The organism is Colwellia polaris (genome assembly GCF_002104515.1).
GTDB classification, from domain to species: domain Bacteria; phylum Pseudomonadota; class Gammaproteobacteria; order Enterobacterales; family Alteromonadaceae; genus Cognaticolwellia; species Cognaticolwellia polaris.
On the sequence record NZ_NBOE01000011.1, the window covers coordinates 78,665 to 94,164 of the forward strand.

The 15,500-nt window shown below is 38.5% G+C and carries 13 protein-coding genes; 11 read left to right on the plus strand and 2 right to left on the minus strand.

The window, feature by feature from the left end; translation table 11 throughout:
* Positions 1–7 precede the first annotated feature (7 nt).
* Positions 8–1,648, minus strand: a complete 1,641-nt coding sequence (locus B6A32_RS15340) for an acetolactate synthase large subunit (RefSeq protein ID WP_233131443.1) — start codon at positions 1,646–1,648, stop codon at positions 8–10.
* Positions 1,649–2,077: 429 nt separating this feature from the next.
* A complete protein-coding gene (locus tag B6A32_RS15345; RefSeq protein WP_085305647.1) occupies positions 2,078–3,676 on the minus strand; it encodes a cation:proton antiporter domain-containing protein in 1,599 nt (532 codons plus the stop codon).
* Between the two features lie 469 nt (positions 3,677–4,145).
* Here B6A32_RS15345 and B6A32_RS15350 point away from each other — a divergent pair, with 469 nt between their 5' ends.
* The 11 genes from B6A32_RS15350 (at position 4,146) to B6A32_RS15400 (ending at position 15,165) form a co-directional block, all read left to right on the plus strand.
* The gene (locus tag B6A32_RS15350) at positions 4,146–5,057 is read left to right on the plus strand and encodes an urease accessory protein UreD (protein WP_085305648.1); all 912 of its coding nucleotides are present in this window, start codon (positions 4,146–4,148) and stop codon (positions 5,055–5,057) included.
* Between the two features lie 72 nt (positions 5,058–5,129).
* Positions 5,130–5,432: an urease subunit gamma gene (locus B6A32_RS15355; RefSeq protein WP_085305649.1), complete on the plus strand. Its 303-nt coding sequence runs from the start codon at positions 5,130–5,132 to the stop codon at positions 5,430–5,432.
* A 28-nt stretch (positions 5,433–5,460) separates the two neighbouring features.
* A complete protein-coding gene (locus B6A32_RS15360) occupies positions 5,461–5,766 on the plus strand; it encodes an urease subunit beta (protein WP_085305650.1) in 306 nt (101 codons plus the stop codon).
* Between the two features lie 2 nt (positions 5,767–5,768).
* Positions 5,769–7,472 (plus strand): urease subunit alpha, encoded by a 1,704-nt coding sequence (ureC, locus tag B6A32_RS15365; protein WP_085305651.1) that lies wholly within the window; start codon positions 5,769–5,771, stop codon positions 7,470–7,472.
* 8 nt (positions 7,473–7,480) lie between these two features.
* Positions 7,481–8,026 carry an urease accessory protein UreE gene (locus B6A32_RS15370; protein WP_085305652.1) on the plus strand — a complete coding sequence of 182 codons (546 nt, stop codon included), beginning with the start codon at positions 7,481–7,483 and terminating at the stop codon, positions 8,024–8,026.
* The gene (locus B6A32_RS15375; protein WP_233131440.1) at positions 8,016–8,750 is read left to right on the plus strand and encodes an urease accessory protein UreF; all 735 of its coding nucleotides are present in this window, start codon (positions 8,016–8,018) and stop codon (positions 8,748–8,750) included. Before B6A32_RS15370 ends, B6A32_RS15375 begins: the two co-directional genes overlap by 11 nt.
* Positions 8,751–8,784: 34 nt before the next feature.
* The gene (ureG, locus tag B6A32_RS15380; RefSeq protein ID WP_085305761.1) at positions 8,785–9,396 is read left to right on the plus strand and encodes an urease accessory protein UreG; all 612 of its coding nucleotides are present in this window, start codon (positions 8,785–8,787) and stop codon (positions 9,394–9,396) included.
* Positions 9,397–9,477: 81 nt separating this feature from the next.
* Positions 9,478–9,666 (plus strand): hypothetical protein, encoded by a 189-nt coding sequence (locus B6A32_RS15385; RefSeq protein WP_085305656.1) that lies wholly within the window; start codon positions 9,478–9,480, stop codon positions 9,664–9,666.
* Between the two features lie 424 nt (positions 9,667–10,090).
* A complete protein-coding gene (locus tag B6A32_RS15390; RefSeq protein WP_143327919.1) occupies positions 10,091–11,509 on the plus strand; it encodes a polysaccharide lyase family 7 protein in 1,419 nt (472 codons plus the stop codon).
* A gap of 387 nt (positions 11,510–11,896) precedes the next feature.
* On the plus strand, positions 11,897–14,059 hold the full coding sequence (locus B6A32_RS15395; protein ID WP_085305660.1) for a hypothetical protein: 2,163 nt from the start codon (positions 11,897–11,899) through the stop codon (positions 14,057–14,059).
* A 155-nt stretch (positions 14,060–14,214) separates the two neighbouring features.
* Positions 14,215–15,165, plus strand: a complete 951-nt coding sequence (locus tag B6A32_RS15400; RefSeq protein WP_085305662.1) for a polysaccharide lyase family 7 protein — start codon at positions 14,215–14,217, stop codon at positions 15,163–15,165.
* Positions 15,166–15,500 lie beyond the last annotated feature (335 nt).

A 15,500-nucleotide genomic window follows, 5' to 3' on the forward strand; every position in this document is an offset into this window, starting at 1 on the left:
TACTCTTTTAAATTAAGCACACCTTCTCAGCTAGCTCATCAATTAAAACTTTTTGATTTTCGGAGTAATCAACGGGTAATTCAACAAGGTGAACTCCACCTGCGGCGAATGCTTTTTCATAAGTAGGTATAATATTTTCAGCAGAGGTAACTCTATGCCCTATTGCGCCATAACTTTCAGCGTACTTAACAAAATCAGGATTGTTAAACTCTAAGCCCCAATCAGCAAACCCGGTACTGGCTTGTTTCCAACGAATCATCCCATAAGAATTATCGTTTAGCACCGTTATCACTAAGTTCAAACCTAAACGTATTGCCGTTTCTATTTCTTGAGAGTTCATCATAAAACCACCATCACCGCATAGTGCCATTACACGTTGGTCAGGGTTTAGCATGGCAACCATCATAGCCGAAGGCAAACCTGCTCCCATGGTGGCTAGCGCATTATCAAGTAATACGGTATTAGGTTGATAAGCTTTATAGTTACGGGCAAACCAAAGTTTATACATGCCGTTATCAAGCGCGATAATATCTTTCTCGCCCATAACTTTGCGAATATCTGCTACAAAACGCTGCGGAATGATAGGAAAACGTGCGTCATCAGCACCTTCTTCAATATGCTCATCTATCGCAAGTTTTATTTTATCGAAGTAGCTTCTATCGAACTTAACCTCTCCCGCTAATTTATCTTTTAGCGCATTTACTGACGTTGCTAAATCGCCTACAACTTCTGATTGCGGAAAATAAACTTGGTCAACTTGCGCAGATTTATAATTAACATGAATTACCTTCTTACCCCCTGCTTCCATAAAAAATGGCGGTTTTTCAATTACATCATGTCCAATATTAATAATGACATCGGCACGTTCAATAGCACAATGTAAGTAGTCGCCCGATGACAAGGCTGCTGTACCTAAAAATAAATTTGAGCGTTCATCAACAACGCCTTTGCCCATTTGTGTAACAAAAAATGGAATACGGGTTGTGTCTATTAAGTTAGATAATGCCGTTCTAACGTTTTTTCTGTTTGCGCCTGCACCAATTAAAATTAACGGCATTTTAGCGGTTTTTATCAAGGCCACGGCTTCTTCAATAGCGACTTCGTTCGGACTAGCATAGTGACGTTTGTGAGGCATTATTAGGCCTGCATCACAATCTTCTTCAGCAATGTCTTCAGGTAATTCTAAAAGCACGGCTCCAGGACGCTCTTCTTCGCTAAGTCGAAAAGCTTCACGCACTAAGGAAGGTATAGTATTACCGTGAACAATTTGTTTAGACATTTTACAAATAGGATCAAATAAGCCGACTACATCAATAATTTGAAACTGACCTTGCTTTGATTTTTTAATCGGTTTTTGGCCTGTGATCATAATTAAAGGCATACCGCCCAAGTGCGAATAAGCAGCAGGTGTTGCTAAGTTAGTTGCTCCGGGCCCAAGGGTTGCCATACATACACCGGCTTTACCCGTAAGTCGTCCATACGTTGCTGCCATGAAGCCAGCACCTTGTTCATGGCGGGTTAGTACTAACTTTATTGAGGAATTTCTCAAAGACTCAACCATATCGAGGTTTTCTTCACCAGGTACGGCGAAAATGTGATCTACGCCTTCTGCTTCTAATGCTTGTACAAATAAATCAGACGCTTTTATCTTGTTATTCTCATTCATAATTTGTCCTTTACTAGCTATTAATTGGCTATTAATTAGCTCTTAATTAGTAATACAGAATTTTTTAGAAATAGTATCTTTATAGTTACCCTAACATTGAATCACTTAAAAATAACAGGCTACAGGTTTAATAGTAGCCTTAATATCGTCAACTATTTCTAACGAAAGAATGGATGTTTTAGATCAATTAATTTGAAAAATTAATAAGATAAGCATTTTATTACTTAAACGTTGCGCTAAAAAATAGCTTAATTAGCCCAGCAACATTTGATCATTACACCGCACACTTTATAGATTGTCGCTTCAACTTATTATTAGCGAAAGCACAGCATAAAAGTGTTACGTTTATGGTTTAAATTGTAATAACCCCGTTTATGGGCGTTTAAGTTCAATGCATTGAATGCGAGTGCCTTACGTCATACTTTGTTTAACGAGTAACATTGCAGTTTCTTGTTGTGCATGCACAAACGAGTTAATTTTAATATCAGCAAGTGCAGCTTTTTCTTCCAATGTACTGACTTTGACAATTAAATTGGCATTTGGGTAGTGTTCAAGTACCGCTTCACAAATAATTTGTTTCGTTAATAAAGTGTTTACCGTAATTATAATACTTTTAGTTTGCTCAACTCTTAATGCTTCTAGTACAGGGGTTTTATCTAAGTGCCCAAAATACGCGTCATAACCACGTTTTCTAGCCAACAGTACATGCTGTAAATTATCAGAGATAATCAAAAAGCTCTCGCCTTCTTTACTGAGCTCTTTAGCAACAATTCGTCCTAAAATAGCAAAACCACAAACAATGGTATGATTTTTAGCTTCAAGTGGGGTAATTTTGTCTGACTCAAAAAACTCGACTACAAATAAAGCGGCTATTTTATAAATATTACTGATCATAAAAGGCGTTAAAATCATGGATAACACAGTGATCAATATGAGAAAACTTCCTAAGCTTTCTGTTAGTAAATTATGGTTCATGGCCATTGCAAAAATAGCGAAAGAGAACTCCCCGACTTGGCATAGCGCTACCGCTGATTTTATCGATTCACTTTTATCAGATTTCATTCTGATCAGTAAATATATAATCACAGCTTTTATCAGCATAACTAAGGCTAATACACCCAGTACCCAATGTAAGTTACTCAGAAAATATAGAACATCAATCTTGGTGCCTATAGCAAAGAAAAAGGCGCCTAATAACAAGTCTTTATATGAGGCTATGTCAGACTCTACTTTTATATGAAACTTAGTTTCTGCGATGATCATACCCGCGATAAATGCCCCTAAAGAATAGGTAAAGCCCATTTCATGTGCGAGCAATGACGCCCCTAAAACAATGGTAAATACTGAACTTAAAAACAACTCTTCCATGCGGGCATTGGCCGAAAAATGTAATAGCCAAGCAATCAGCTTTTTACCAATAGTAAACATGAAAATAATAATAACGCCGGCATATAAAAATGTTTTCAATAATATATCTGACATCGATAATTCATTATTAGATAAAAAACCCATTAGCAATAAAATAGGGATCACAGCTAAGTCTTGAAAAACTAATATAGCAACCGCCTTTTTGCCGTAAGGCGTAACGATATCTTTTGATTTTTTTAAGTAAGGTAAAACAATTGCGGTTGAAGATAAGCTAAAAGCAAGGGCAATAACGACTGAAGGAATAAGCTCGACATTAAACAGATAAAAGGCCATGGCAAAAATAACTACTGAGCTAAAAGCTACTTGCACAAAACCATTAAAAAAAATCAGCTCTTTCATTTTACCTAGTTTAGAAAACGACATTTCTAAACCTATAGTAAACATAAGAAAAACTATACCAAACTCGCCAATTAGCTCGAGTGAATGAGGTGTAGTACTGCCATTAAAGTCGAAGAAATTACTGACAATTGTGCCGGTAATGATATAACCGATAATATGTGAAATTGAAAATTTAGTTAATACAATATTAATCACGCTAGCAAGCGCTAATGACAGTGCAATAATAACAAGTATAGAGTCCATTTTATTCCTTAAAAACAGCCTGATATTGACATCAGTAATTAAAAATAACCTTGTTTATTTACATGCACATTACAGACCACTAAAACAGTAAAGCTAAACAAATAAAAAACATAAAAATTACTTTATATTCAATAAATTAAAATTATTTTATAAAAAACATAGCGGTTAAAAATTATCCTCACGCTTAATATTGATGCGCCCGCACCATTTTGGTGCAAACAAATATCCTTTTTAGTCATAAATTGCCCCATTATCTGACTAATAAACAAAGAGTTCTCGTTGCTAAACAAAATGCCTGAAACTGCCGTAATAAGTTAGCTTCAGCCATATATAACACTATAAATTTTAGCGTATTTGAGCCTGAAACTACCGAATAAAATTTCTACTGATATTCGTTGGCGCATTTTGTGCAACTTGCCAGTATAACTTTGATATAGCTCAGCGTTTTACAAAATAATGATAAATAATAATGACTGCTAGCCCGCAAACAAAATGCTTAACGGCTGTAAATTCTAATAAAAATAGTTGGCTAGCTAACTTATTATTAGAATTTAGTATGACTTTAAACGGCACACAGCTTACCCGAACAGAGCGAAATGGACCGCTAAGTGTGCAAAAAGCGTTTTATCCTGAAGGACGTGATTGTGCGCATATTTATTTGTTACATCCGCCAGCAGGGATTGTCTCGGGTGATGAACTACGGATAAATATTAAGGTAAATCAGCAGGCACACAGTTTAGTTACCACACCGGGTGCTAATCGTTTTTATCGTGCCCGTGAAGATCTTTCTATTGGCGATTCTAAACAAGTTCAGCACTGCGAGCTATTGTTGGCTGAACATGCAAAGTGTGAAAACTTTCCATTAGAAACCATTGTTTATGAAGGCGCTGATGGCGTTAATACTGTTGATGTGCACCTAACAAGCAACAGTGTTTATTTAGGTTGGGATATCACCTGTTTAGGGTTACCAAGATCAGGGCAACTTTTTGAACAAGGTCGTTACAGCCAATTAAACCGTGTTTATTGTGACAATACCCTACTTTATCACGACAGAATTGCGATTAAACCTGACAACCAAATACACCAGCATGTCGCGGGATTAAATAATAAAAGTGTCTTTGCAACTTTTATGGCTTACACAGAAAAAGGCCTACTTAGCGATACCGAGAATAAAGCACTTATCGCTAAATTGCGCAATTGTATAAGTGAGTCACAAGCCGATGAAAAAGTCAGTATTAGCCAAATACGACAATTATTAGTGATTCGTTATTTAGGCCAACACGCCGAAGAATGCAAAGCACTTTTCATCAAATTATGGCAAATAATTAGGCCTATATATCTTAATAAACCAGCCAATATGCCCCGAGTTTGGCATACCTAAAGCGGTAATTACCCAAGATATAGATAAATATTAAAGCCTATAAAACCGTATAAATACTAAATAGAGAACGTTATGGATTTATTACCAAGAGAAAAAGACAAATTACTGATATTCACCGCGGCATTACTTGCCGAGCGACGATTAAACCGTGGTTTAAAATTAAATTATCCTGAAGCGGTAGCCTATATTTCCATGGAAATAATTGAAGGTGCGCGTGACGGAAAAACCGTTGTTCAAATGATGGATTATGGTCGAACACTTCTCACTCGCGAGCAAGTTATGGACGGTGTGTCAGAATTAATTCCAGACGTACAAGTTGAGGCGACATTTCCAGACGGCACCAAACTTGTCACCGTTCACAACCCTATTATTTAATTATAACTTGCACATAAGAGAAGCAAATATGATCCCAGGTGAAATAAAAACTGACCATGGTAACCGTGAGCTAAACCTAGGTTGCAAGCAAGTAAAAATTACGGTGGCAAATTCAGGCGACCGCCCGATACAAGTTGGCTCGCACTATCATTTTTATGAAGTAAACCCTGCTCTGCACTTCGATAGAGCTTTGGCAAAAGGTTTTCGTTTAGATATTACATCTGGCACTGCCGTACGTTTTGAACCCGGACAAGAGCGCGAAGTAACTTTAGTTGCCTTTCGTGGTAAACGTCGCGTATTTGGCTTTCGTGCTGAAATTCAAGGAGATCTATAACCATGGCTAGCATTGACAAAAACGCTTACGCTCATATGTTTGGCCCAACGGTGGGCGATCGTGTTCGTTTAGCCGATACCGATTTATGGTTAGAAGTTGAGCAAGATTTTACCGAATACGGTGAAGAAGTTAAATTTGGTGGCGGTAAAGTTATTCGAGACGGCATGGGGCAAAGCCAAGCGTCTTGTCTTGAAACGGTAGATTTAGTGATCACCAATGCGCTAATTGTTGATCACTGGGGCATTATTAAAGCCGATGTTGGTATTAAAAACGGGCGTATTGCCATTATTGGTAAAGCCGGTAACCCTGATATTCAAGACAATATTGATATTGAAGTAGGACCCGGCACAGAAGTTATTGCAGGTGAAGGACAAATTCTAACGGCTGGTGGTATTGACGCGCACATTCATTTTATTTGTCCGCAACAAATAGAAGAAGCGTTGATGTCGGGTGTAACCACCATGATCGGTGGTGGCACAGGTCCAGCAACAGGCACTAAAGCAACCACTTGTACGCCAGGTCCGTGGAATATTTATAAAATGCTGCAAGCCACTAACGACTTTCCGATGAATTTTGGCTTTTTAGGTAAAGGTAATGCTAGTTTGCCTATCGCTCTAGAAGAGCAAATTGAAGCAGGTGTTTGTGGTTTAAAACTTCACGAAGATTGGGGAACAACCCCAGCAGCCATTGATAACTGCTTATCGGTTGCTGAGCGTTACGACGTACAAATTGCTATTCATACTGACACCTTAAACGAGTCGGGCTTTGTTGAAGATACTTTAGGTGCTTTTAAAGGCCGAACTATTCACACTTATCATACTGAGGGTGCTGGCGGTGGACATTCGCCTGATATTATTAAGGCTTGTGGCGAAGCCAATGTTCTACCTTCTTCAACGAACCCTACTCGACCATACACGGTTAACACGATTGACGAACATCTAGATATGCTGATGGTTTGTCATCACTTAGACCCTTCTATCCCAGAAGATATTGCTTTTGCTGATTCACGTATTCGCAAAGAAAGTATCGCCGCTGAAGATATTATGCACGATTTAGGCGCGATTAGTATGATCGCCTCTGATTCGCAAGCCATGGGACGAGTCGGTGAAATGATCACCCGCACTTGGCAAACAGCGCATAAAATGAAGCAACAACGTGGTCCATTAGCACCTGATACCAAACGAAACGACAACTTTCGCATTAAGCGCTATATCGCAAAATACACCATAAACCCTGCAATAAGTCATGGTATTAGCCATGAAGTAGGCTCTATTGAAGTGGGTAAACTTGCTGACTTAGTACTATGGAAACCGGCATTTTTTGGTATTAAACCCGCCTTAATTTTAAAGTCTGGCTTTATTGCCGCAGCACCAATGGGCGATGCCAATGCCTCTATTCCAACACCACAACCGGTTTATTATCGCCCCATGTTTGGCGCTTTTGGCAGCGCAGCAGCGCAAACATCAATAACCTTTATGTCGCAGGCCTCAATTGATGCCAATGTACCGCAAAGCATAGGCATGACACGTATGGTAGGCGTTTGTAAAAACACCCGAAACATCAGTAAGAACGATATGATTCATAACAGCTGGCAGCCAAAAATTGAAGTTGATGCCCAAACCTATGAAGTGCGAGCAAATGGCGAACTACTAACCTGTGAGCCAGCATCTACCCTGCCGTTAGCTCAACTTTATTGTTTATTTTAGGAAATTACATGTTACAAGCTTATCAACGTTTAGATCATACCCACGGTGAAATTGTTGACTCAATCACTTTAGATCAAGACACCCGAAAAAAAGCCCGTATTAAAGGGGTAACCGATAATGGCGCCGACATTGGTATTTTTATGGAACGCGGCCACCCGTTATTGGTTGGCGAAATATTAAAAACAGAATGTGGCTTATTAATAGAAATTAAAGGTGCAGCAGAGCCTGTTTCTACTGCTATTGCTACCGACTGGTTAACTTTTTCTAAAGTTTGCTATCACTTAGGTAATCGCCATACATCATTGCAAATAGGTGAACTTTGGCTGCGCTTTAAACCCGACCATGTTTTAGAAGCCTTAGCTGAAAAATATGGCTTAACACTTGATAAAACGCCAGCGATATTTGAACCAGAAAGTGGTGCCTACGGTAGTAAAAGTGGTCACTCGCATTCTCATGCAAATACAGACAGCATTAGTCATGAAAAACATAATCATGATAAACACAGTCACGAAAAACATAGTCACGATAAACATAGTCATGAACATGCCCACTAATACGGTAAACATTAAACAAGTGGTTAATAAATCAGCCCATAAAAGCCAACCGATTCAATTAAATCGGTTACTTCAACTGTGCAGTGCTAATTTACCTGTTGGTGGGTTTTCATTCTCACAGGGCTTAGAATACGCGGTTGAAATGGGTTGGTTAACATCACCAGAAACAACCGCAAGTTGGGTCACTATTAATTTAGAAGAGTCTATCGCAAAAACCGACTTAGCCATTCTAAAAAGGCTATTCATTGCTTTACATAATAATGACTTAGACCAGTTCAACTACTGGAATACACACTTAATTGCATGTCGTGAAAGCCATGAGTTATTACTCGCTGATTTAGCGATGGGCAAAGCCTTAATTAGACTATTAAAGCAACTTAATAATATAGATGTTAGCGCATATCAAAGCGTTATCGCGCTAACAGAAATCAGCTTTGTTAGCGCCTTTGCATTAACGGCTTATTTATTTCAATTAGATCTAGTGTCTGCCCAAAGCGGTTATTGCTGGACTTATATCGACAACCAAGTAGCAGCGGCAACAAAATTAGTACCGCTTGGGCAAACACAAGCACAAAATTTGCTCTTTGAATTAACTGAAAATACACAGTTAATTATCGAGAAATCAAACCAGATTAACGATGAAGATATCGGTACCAGTTTACCGCATTTAGCCATGGCAAGCGCTTGGCATGAAACGCAGTATTCACGACTTTTTCGTTCGTAATAAAACAAATTTAAACATTCAAGAGATAGATAAAATGAAGAAACAAGTATTACGCATAGGTGTCGGCGGCCCAGTTGGCTCAGGAAAAACAGCCTTACTACGCGAGTTATGTTTAGCACTGCGTGACAAATATAATATGGCGGTGGTCACTAACGATATATACACTCGAGAAGACGCCGAATTTTTAACAAAAAATGACGCGCTCGCTGCCGACAGAATTATGGGCGTGGAAACAGGTGGCTGTCCGCATACTGCTATCCGTGAAGATGCCTCAATGAACTTAGCCGCCATTGACGAACTACAAGCCCTACACCCTGATTTAGATTTTGTATTAGTAGAAAGTGGCGGAGACAACTTAAGCGCCACCTTTAGCCCCGAACTATCTGATCTCACTATTTACGTTATTGACGTTTCAGCCGGCGATAAAATCCCACGCAAAGGTGGCCCAGGTATTACCAAATCAGACTTATTAATCATTAATAAAATAGATGTTGCTGAGTTAGTCGGTGCCTCACTTGATGTTATGGACAGAGACACCAGAAAAATGCGAGGCGATAAAAAATTCATTTTTTCTAACATGAAAACACAACAAGGCTTGGCAGAAATAATCTCATTTATCGAAACAGAAGGCATGTTGAAAATTTAATCTTTTCACCGCTACCTCAGTAAAAAATTGAAAATTTTTTTAAAAGAACAATAAACAAATTAACAAGAAAAAGGATCAAATATGAAGTTTTTAACATTAATTATTAGCTACCTAATACTCTTTACTAGCCAAGCTTTTGCCCATACAGATCACGCATTAGGCGAAGGCTCTTTTCATACTTTTTACCATAGCGTGTTTTGGACCATCTTCGCGATTGTGGTTTATAAAGCCTACAACTGGTTTAAACATAAAAAATATCATAAGAACTAGGTTGTCACAGAGCTAATATTATTATTTAACAACAGCTTGTATTGAATTACCAACAAATAAAAGGCTAACATTTACCTTGTTAGCCTGCTCTTATATGCGCATTACTAGCCTTTATATTCTAAATAAACGTCAATGCTAATGCATAAAACACCTTTCAACATTCTATTCAAATAGCTTAAACGCGACTTAAGCCATTAAACAACTGATATTATAGTTATTTTCATAATTGAAAAATAAAAGCCAGATACTCTCAGTATCACTTATAAAGTCAAATTATTACACCGTTCGAAAAACCAACACTTTACAGAGCCCCGCTTTGGTATTACATTTTATAGCTACCTCACTTATCAAAACAAACTTTGGTAAGTTAAATTGGTAAGTCAAATTAACGACGGATTTCGGTTTTATTATTGAGGTGAAAAAATTGTCTATCTACAAAATTCCGCTCTACCTATGCATTTATATACTATTTATTGGTTGCAAGTCTTCTTCTGGTTCTGCTGATAAAGCACCCGAAGAAGTTATTGCTATACCACCTTCAGTACCACCTGTTGAAGCGCCTACAGAGCCACCAGTTGCCCCGATAAATTCAGATATTACCTGCACAGGTTTAGCAAAGGTCAATATTGTTGAAGCTATCGCCACTAATAGCTTAAATAGCTATACTGCTAACCAAGTTATTGATGCTAAGTTTTTGCCTGAATCTCGTTGGTCATCACTTGAAAACTCTGCCCAGCTAACGTTAACCTTAGAAAATTTCACATTAGTCAAAGGCTTGTCAATTACGTGGCTTAACACCGATCAGAGAAGCTATAGCTACGATGTTGAAGTATCAAAAGATAAGCAAACATGGACCAGTGTGGTGGCTGATCAATTAACCGATGCATTAACCACCCGTAGCCAGTTTATTGAAATAGCAGAGCATTCTGCACAATACATAAAAATAATCCCTAAAGGCAGTAATATTGATAGCACCAATAATATTATTGAAGTTGAAGCATTTGGCTGCTCAGAACACGTAAGTTCTCCCATTGAATTAACAGACTGGTATTTAAGCGTTCCGGTTGATGAAAGGTTAAATACCAAAGCAGAAAGTATTTATGAATCTCGTTTAAATAATCACTATTTTAACGCTGAGTTTTTCTTTATCAATAACGAAGGCGGCTTAGTTTTTAGAAGCCCGATTGAAGGAGCTAAAACCTCGACCAACACCAAATATACCCGTACAGAGCTTCGAGAAATGTTAAGACGTGGCGATACCAATATTAACGTTAAAGGGGTAAATAAAAACAATTGGGTATTTTCAAGTGCACCTGAAAACGACCTAGATGCCGCGGGTGGTGTCGATGGTGAATTAATCGCGGAACTGGCCGTGAACCATGTTACTGAAACAGGCGACAAATCGCAGGTTGGCCGGGTAATTATCGGTCAAATACATGCAAATAATGACGAACCTATTCGTGTGTATTACCGAAAACTGCCTGGCAACAATAAAGGCTCAATTTACTTAGCCCATGAAATTGAAGGCGGAGATGATATTTATTACGAGTTAATTGGCAACCGCTCACAAAGTGCGACTAACCCTGAAAACGGCATAGCCCTCAATGAACGTTTTGGCTATCAAATAAAAGTAGTGGCTAACTTGTTAACCTTAACAATCACAAGAGCCGGCAAAGCCGATGTTACTCAAGTCGTTGATATGACCAATAGTGGCTATGATCAAGGTGGACAATACATGTACTTTAAAGCCGGCGCTTATAATCAAAATAATACCGGAAATGCTAAAGATTATGTACAAACAACCTTTTACAAAATTTCCAATAGCCATAACGGATATCAATAACAAGAACGTTATTTGCGTTAGGTAAACGCACGACAGTATTTATAACTTAATAACGAACAGCCTTATTTATTTGGCTGTTTTAATTACTGTAATCATGAATTTATAGTCCCAGTAATCGTAACAATAAAAATTGGTAATAACATTAAGTTTATTACCATAAATACAATTACTTAAATGTTTAAAAAACATATTGTCCGCTTAAAAACACTTAAATATAACCCCCAACAATAGGAAGTTTTATCCCTTTAAGTGCAATAATTGGTTGACAGATTGGTAAGTTATTGCAAGTATCAGTATCAGCAGTTCTTGTAGATAAAATGACCGAAACAATGTTATTTCTCAAAGCAGCGATTAAAAATATAATAAAATTTGTCGGGGAGAGACTAAATGAAAACGAAATTGGTAATAGCAATATCAAGCGCATTAGCGTTAATGGCTTGTGATGATGGCAGCGTAACAGGCTCAGAAGGAAATGCCGTCAGCTATGTCGAAATATCAGGAGATCCTACAACAGGAGAAACATTAACATCGACCATAAGCGATGGTAATGGTTTTGACCCTGCCAATGTAACTTACACTTGGGTTGCTGATAACAAAGTGCTCTCTGGCTCTACATCAAGTACATACCTTCTTACAGATGCCGATGTAGGCTCTATGATTTCACTCGTCGTTAACTTCACAGACAACGATGGTAATGTTGAAAAAGCGATATCAGCCGAAACTGACGTTATTGAAGTTCCAGCAGTACCGAGTGCCGGTAGCGTTGCTATTACAGGCGATGCTTATGTAGACTTTGAACTAACAGCTGTTATTACCGACGAAAATGGCTCTGGTGACACGCCAATTACCTATGTATGGATGGCAGATGGCGTAGCAATTGCTGATGCTACCAGTGCAACATACATATTAACTGAAGCTGAACTCACTAAAACGATAACGGTTTCAGCTACCTATATTGATAATGATGACTTCCCAGAAGATACACTTTCTGATCCAACTGACCCAGTTATTGTAAAACCCGCAGATGTTGTAACCAGCCAAGTAGCTAAAATTACTGACACTATGGGTGTTGGCATTGGCGATGGCTCTACCGATACGGGTGAACTTAGATTTAAACTGAGCGATGAAAGTATTGACCCGCTAGTAACCGGCAAATTAAGTCTGGCATTTAGAAAAGAAGCGAATGCGGTAAACAACAATCCAAACGATACCGATACCGACTTTAAAGATGCCTATATTGGTATATTCGGCAGTAAAGTTAGTACCGGATACGAGCTGGTAGAATTAAGAGTTAAAGAAGGCAACTATGTAATTCGCGGCCAAGAAGGCACGGTTGATACAGACGCTACTTTTACAGGCGAAGAATGGGTTGATATAGATATCACCTGGGATGCAACAAATGCCAGTGCCTCACAAGCGCCATTAATTACTTTAGCAATTAACGGAACACCTGTTTCAGCCGAAGCCTTTCCAACTTACGATAGTGGCAAAACAGACGGTAGTTTAGGTACCCACTTTGAAACTATTATGAATGGTGTGCAACACATGACCTTCAGAATTGGCGATAACGACGCCACGGTTGCTACCGCATTTTACCTAGACGACATTAAGCTGTTTTCTGATGTAGCCGGTACAGTTGAAGTGTTTGCCGATAACTTTGAAGACTTTGCAGTTGATGACTCTCTTGATACTGACAACAGTGCATCACCTTATAACAGTTCAACCAACGAAGCTGTTGTTGCTGAAGTCACCAGAGAAGGTGAAATTGGCAGCGACCCGAGTGATCCACCTGCCGATCCACCAGCGGATCCATCTGAAGGTAACTTACAAGTCGCTAAAATTACCGATACCATGGGAGTAGGTATTGGCGATGGCTCTACCGATACGGGTGAATTAAGGTTTAAACTTAGCGATGAGAGTATTGCATCGTTAGATGTCGGTAAACTAAGCGTATCATTTAGAAAAGAAGCAAATGCTGTAAATAATAACCCTAACGACACCGATACTGACTTTAAAGATGCTTATATTGGCTTATTTGGTAGTAAAGTTAGCACCGGCTACGAGCTGGTAGAATTAAGAGTTAAAGAAGGTAACTATGTAATTCGTGGTCAAGAAGGCACGGTTGATACCGATGCAACATTTACCGGTACTGAATGGGTTGATATTGATATTACTTGGGATGCCAGTAACGCAAGTGCTACCCAAGCACCACTAATAACCTTATCAATAAATGGTACGCCTGTTTCAGCTGAGGCTTTCCCGACTTATGATAGCGGTAAATCAGACGGTAGTTTAGGTACTCATTTTGAAACGATTATGGACGGCGTTCAGTACTTGGCATTCAGAATTGGCGACAATGATGCCACCGTAGCCACTGCATTCTACATAGACGATATTAAACTATATTCTGATTTAGCAGGCACAACAGAAGTATTTTCAGATGACTTTGAAAGTACAAGTTATGCAGTAGGTGGTTCTCTTGATACCGACAACCCTGCTTCGCCTTACAACAGCTCAACAAACGAAGCTATTGTAGCCGACAGATTATAAGCAATTAACAAATTGAAATAGCAGTATTAATAACGAATAAAATGGCGCTTATGTTAGCGCTATTTTTTTGTAAAAGTTTTAGCCAATAAAGTGAACAACTTATCGGCTTTGGTTATTTTAATGCGAAGTATCACTCATTATAAAAGGTAAACAAAATGCTATCCCCTATTAAAAGCTTATTAAGCATTACGTTATTTTTAGCGTTAAGCGGACAAAATTACCTGCAGGCAGCAGAGATAAAAAACAGCCGAAACGAAGTTATTACACTTGATTCAACAGCAAGGCCCGCTGATAACTTTGACTTATCTGACTGGAGCATCAGCTTACCCGTTGATACCAATAAAGATGGTATTGCTGACAACGTGCCCGAAACTTACCTTGCTAAAGGCTTATCAATAAAACCCTTATTTTATACCGCCGAAGACGGTGGTATGGTTTTCACCGCGCCAATTCAAGGACCTAAAACCTCTAAAAACACCAAATATACCCGCAGCGAATTAAGAGAAATGCTACGCAAAGGTGACTTAAGAGTTAAAACCAAAGGTATTACTGAAAATAACTGGGTATTTAGCACAGCAAAGCGCAATGTAAGAAAAAAATCAGGCGGAGTTGATGGCACCTTAGACGCCACTTTAGCAGTGAATCATGTCACCACTTCCGGCGACGACAAACAAGTGGGTAGAGTAATAATAGGCCAAATTCATGCCACAAAAGACGAACCCGTTCGCTTATATTATCGCAAGTTACCTCATAACGACAAAGGCGTAATATACATGGCACACGAACCATTAAAGGGCAAAGGCAAAGAACAGTGGTACAACCTTATTGGTTCTCGCGCTAGCAATGCAAAAAATCCTGAAGATGGCATTGCCCTAAACGAAGTATTTAGTTATCGCATTAATGTTGAAGGTGACAAATTAACCGTTACCATTATTCGCCAAGGAAAAGCCAACATAGTACAAGAAGTAGATATGAGTAATAGCGGTTATGATAAAAGCGACCAATATATGTACTTTAAAGCTGGGGTTTATAATCAAAATAATACCGGTGAAGCTAACGACTACGTTCAAGCTACTTTTTACCAGTTAGAAAATAGTCATAACTAGTTAACAGCCAGCACTGTTTTAAGCACTTTAGCTTTAAGTGATAACAAAGTAAAAATCAAAAAAATGCATAAAGTTAAACCCGTTTGTTACTACTAATAAACGGGGTTAATTGACTAAAGCTAGCGTTATTTCAATAATTGGCCTGCTGTTCATTTTATGCGCCTAAGCTTTTAATAAGTTTTGATTAGTAAAATTATTTTTCATAAAGCATAGATGTTATTGATAAAAGTTACAGAATACCCTCCCCCTCCACAGTTACTCACCTAAGCTATATGCTTTTTCAAAATAAACATGTATAGCTCTGCTTATTGTTCATCACCTTATACCTGTAAATT

Excerpts from the sequence above, each read along its gene's own strand:
- B6A32_RS15400 (WP_085305662.1), top strand. The coding sequence starts at position 14,215 with ATGCTATCCCCTATTAAAAGCTTATTAAGCATTACGTTATTTTTAGCG.
- ureG (WP_085305761.1), top strand. The coding sequence starts at position 8,785 with ATGAAGAAACAAGTATTACGCATAGGTGTCGGCGGCCCAGTTGGCTCA.
- ureC (WP_085305651.1), top strand. The coding sequence starts at position 5,769 with ATGGCTAGCATTGACAAAAACGCTTACGCTCATATGTTTGGCCCAACG.
- B6A32_RS15385 (WP_085305656.1), top strand. The coding sequence starts at position 9,478 with ATGAAGTTTTTAACATTAATTATTAGCTACCTAATACTCTTTACTAGC.
- B6A32_RS15375 (WP_233131440.1), top strand. The coding sequence starts at position 8,016 with ATGCCCACTAATACGGTAAACATTAAACAAGTGGTTAATAAATCAGCC.
- B6A32_RS15355 (WP_085305649.1), top strand. The coding sequence starts at position 5,130 with ATGGATTTATTACCAAGAGAAAAAGACAAATTACTGATATTCACCGCG.
- B6A32_RS15370 (WP_085305652.1), top strand. The coding sequence starts at position 7,481 with ATGTTACAAGCTTATCAACGTTTAGATCATACCCACGGTGAAATTGTT.
- B6A32_RS15395 (WP_085305660.1), top strand. The coding sequence starts at position 11,897 with ATGAAAACGAAATTGGTAATAGCAATATCAAGCGCATTAGCGTTAATG.
- B6A32_RS15360 (WP_085305650.1), top strand. The coding sequence starts at position 5,461 with ATGATCCCAGGTGAAATAAAAACTGACCATGGTAACCGTGAGCTAAAC.
- B6A32_RS15345 (WP_085305647.1), bottom strand. The coding sequence starts at position 3,676 with ATGGACTCTATACTTGTTATTATTGCACTGTCATTAGCGCTTGCTAGC.
- B6A32_RS15350 (WP_085305648.1), top strand. The coding sequence starts at position 4,146 with ATGACTGCTAGCCCGCAAACAAAATGCTTAACGGCTGTAAATTCTAAT.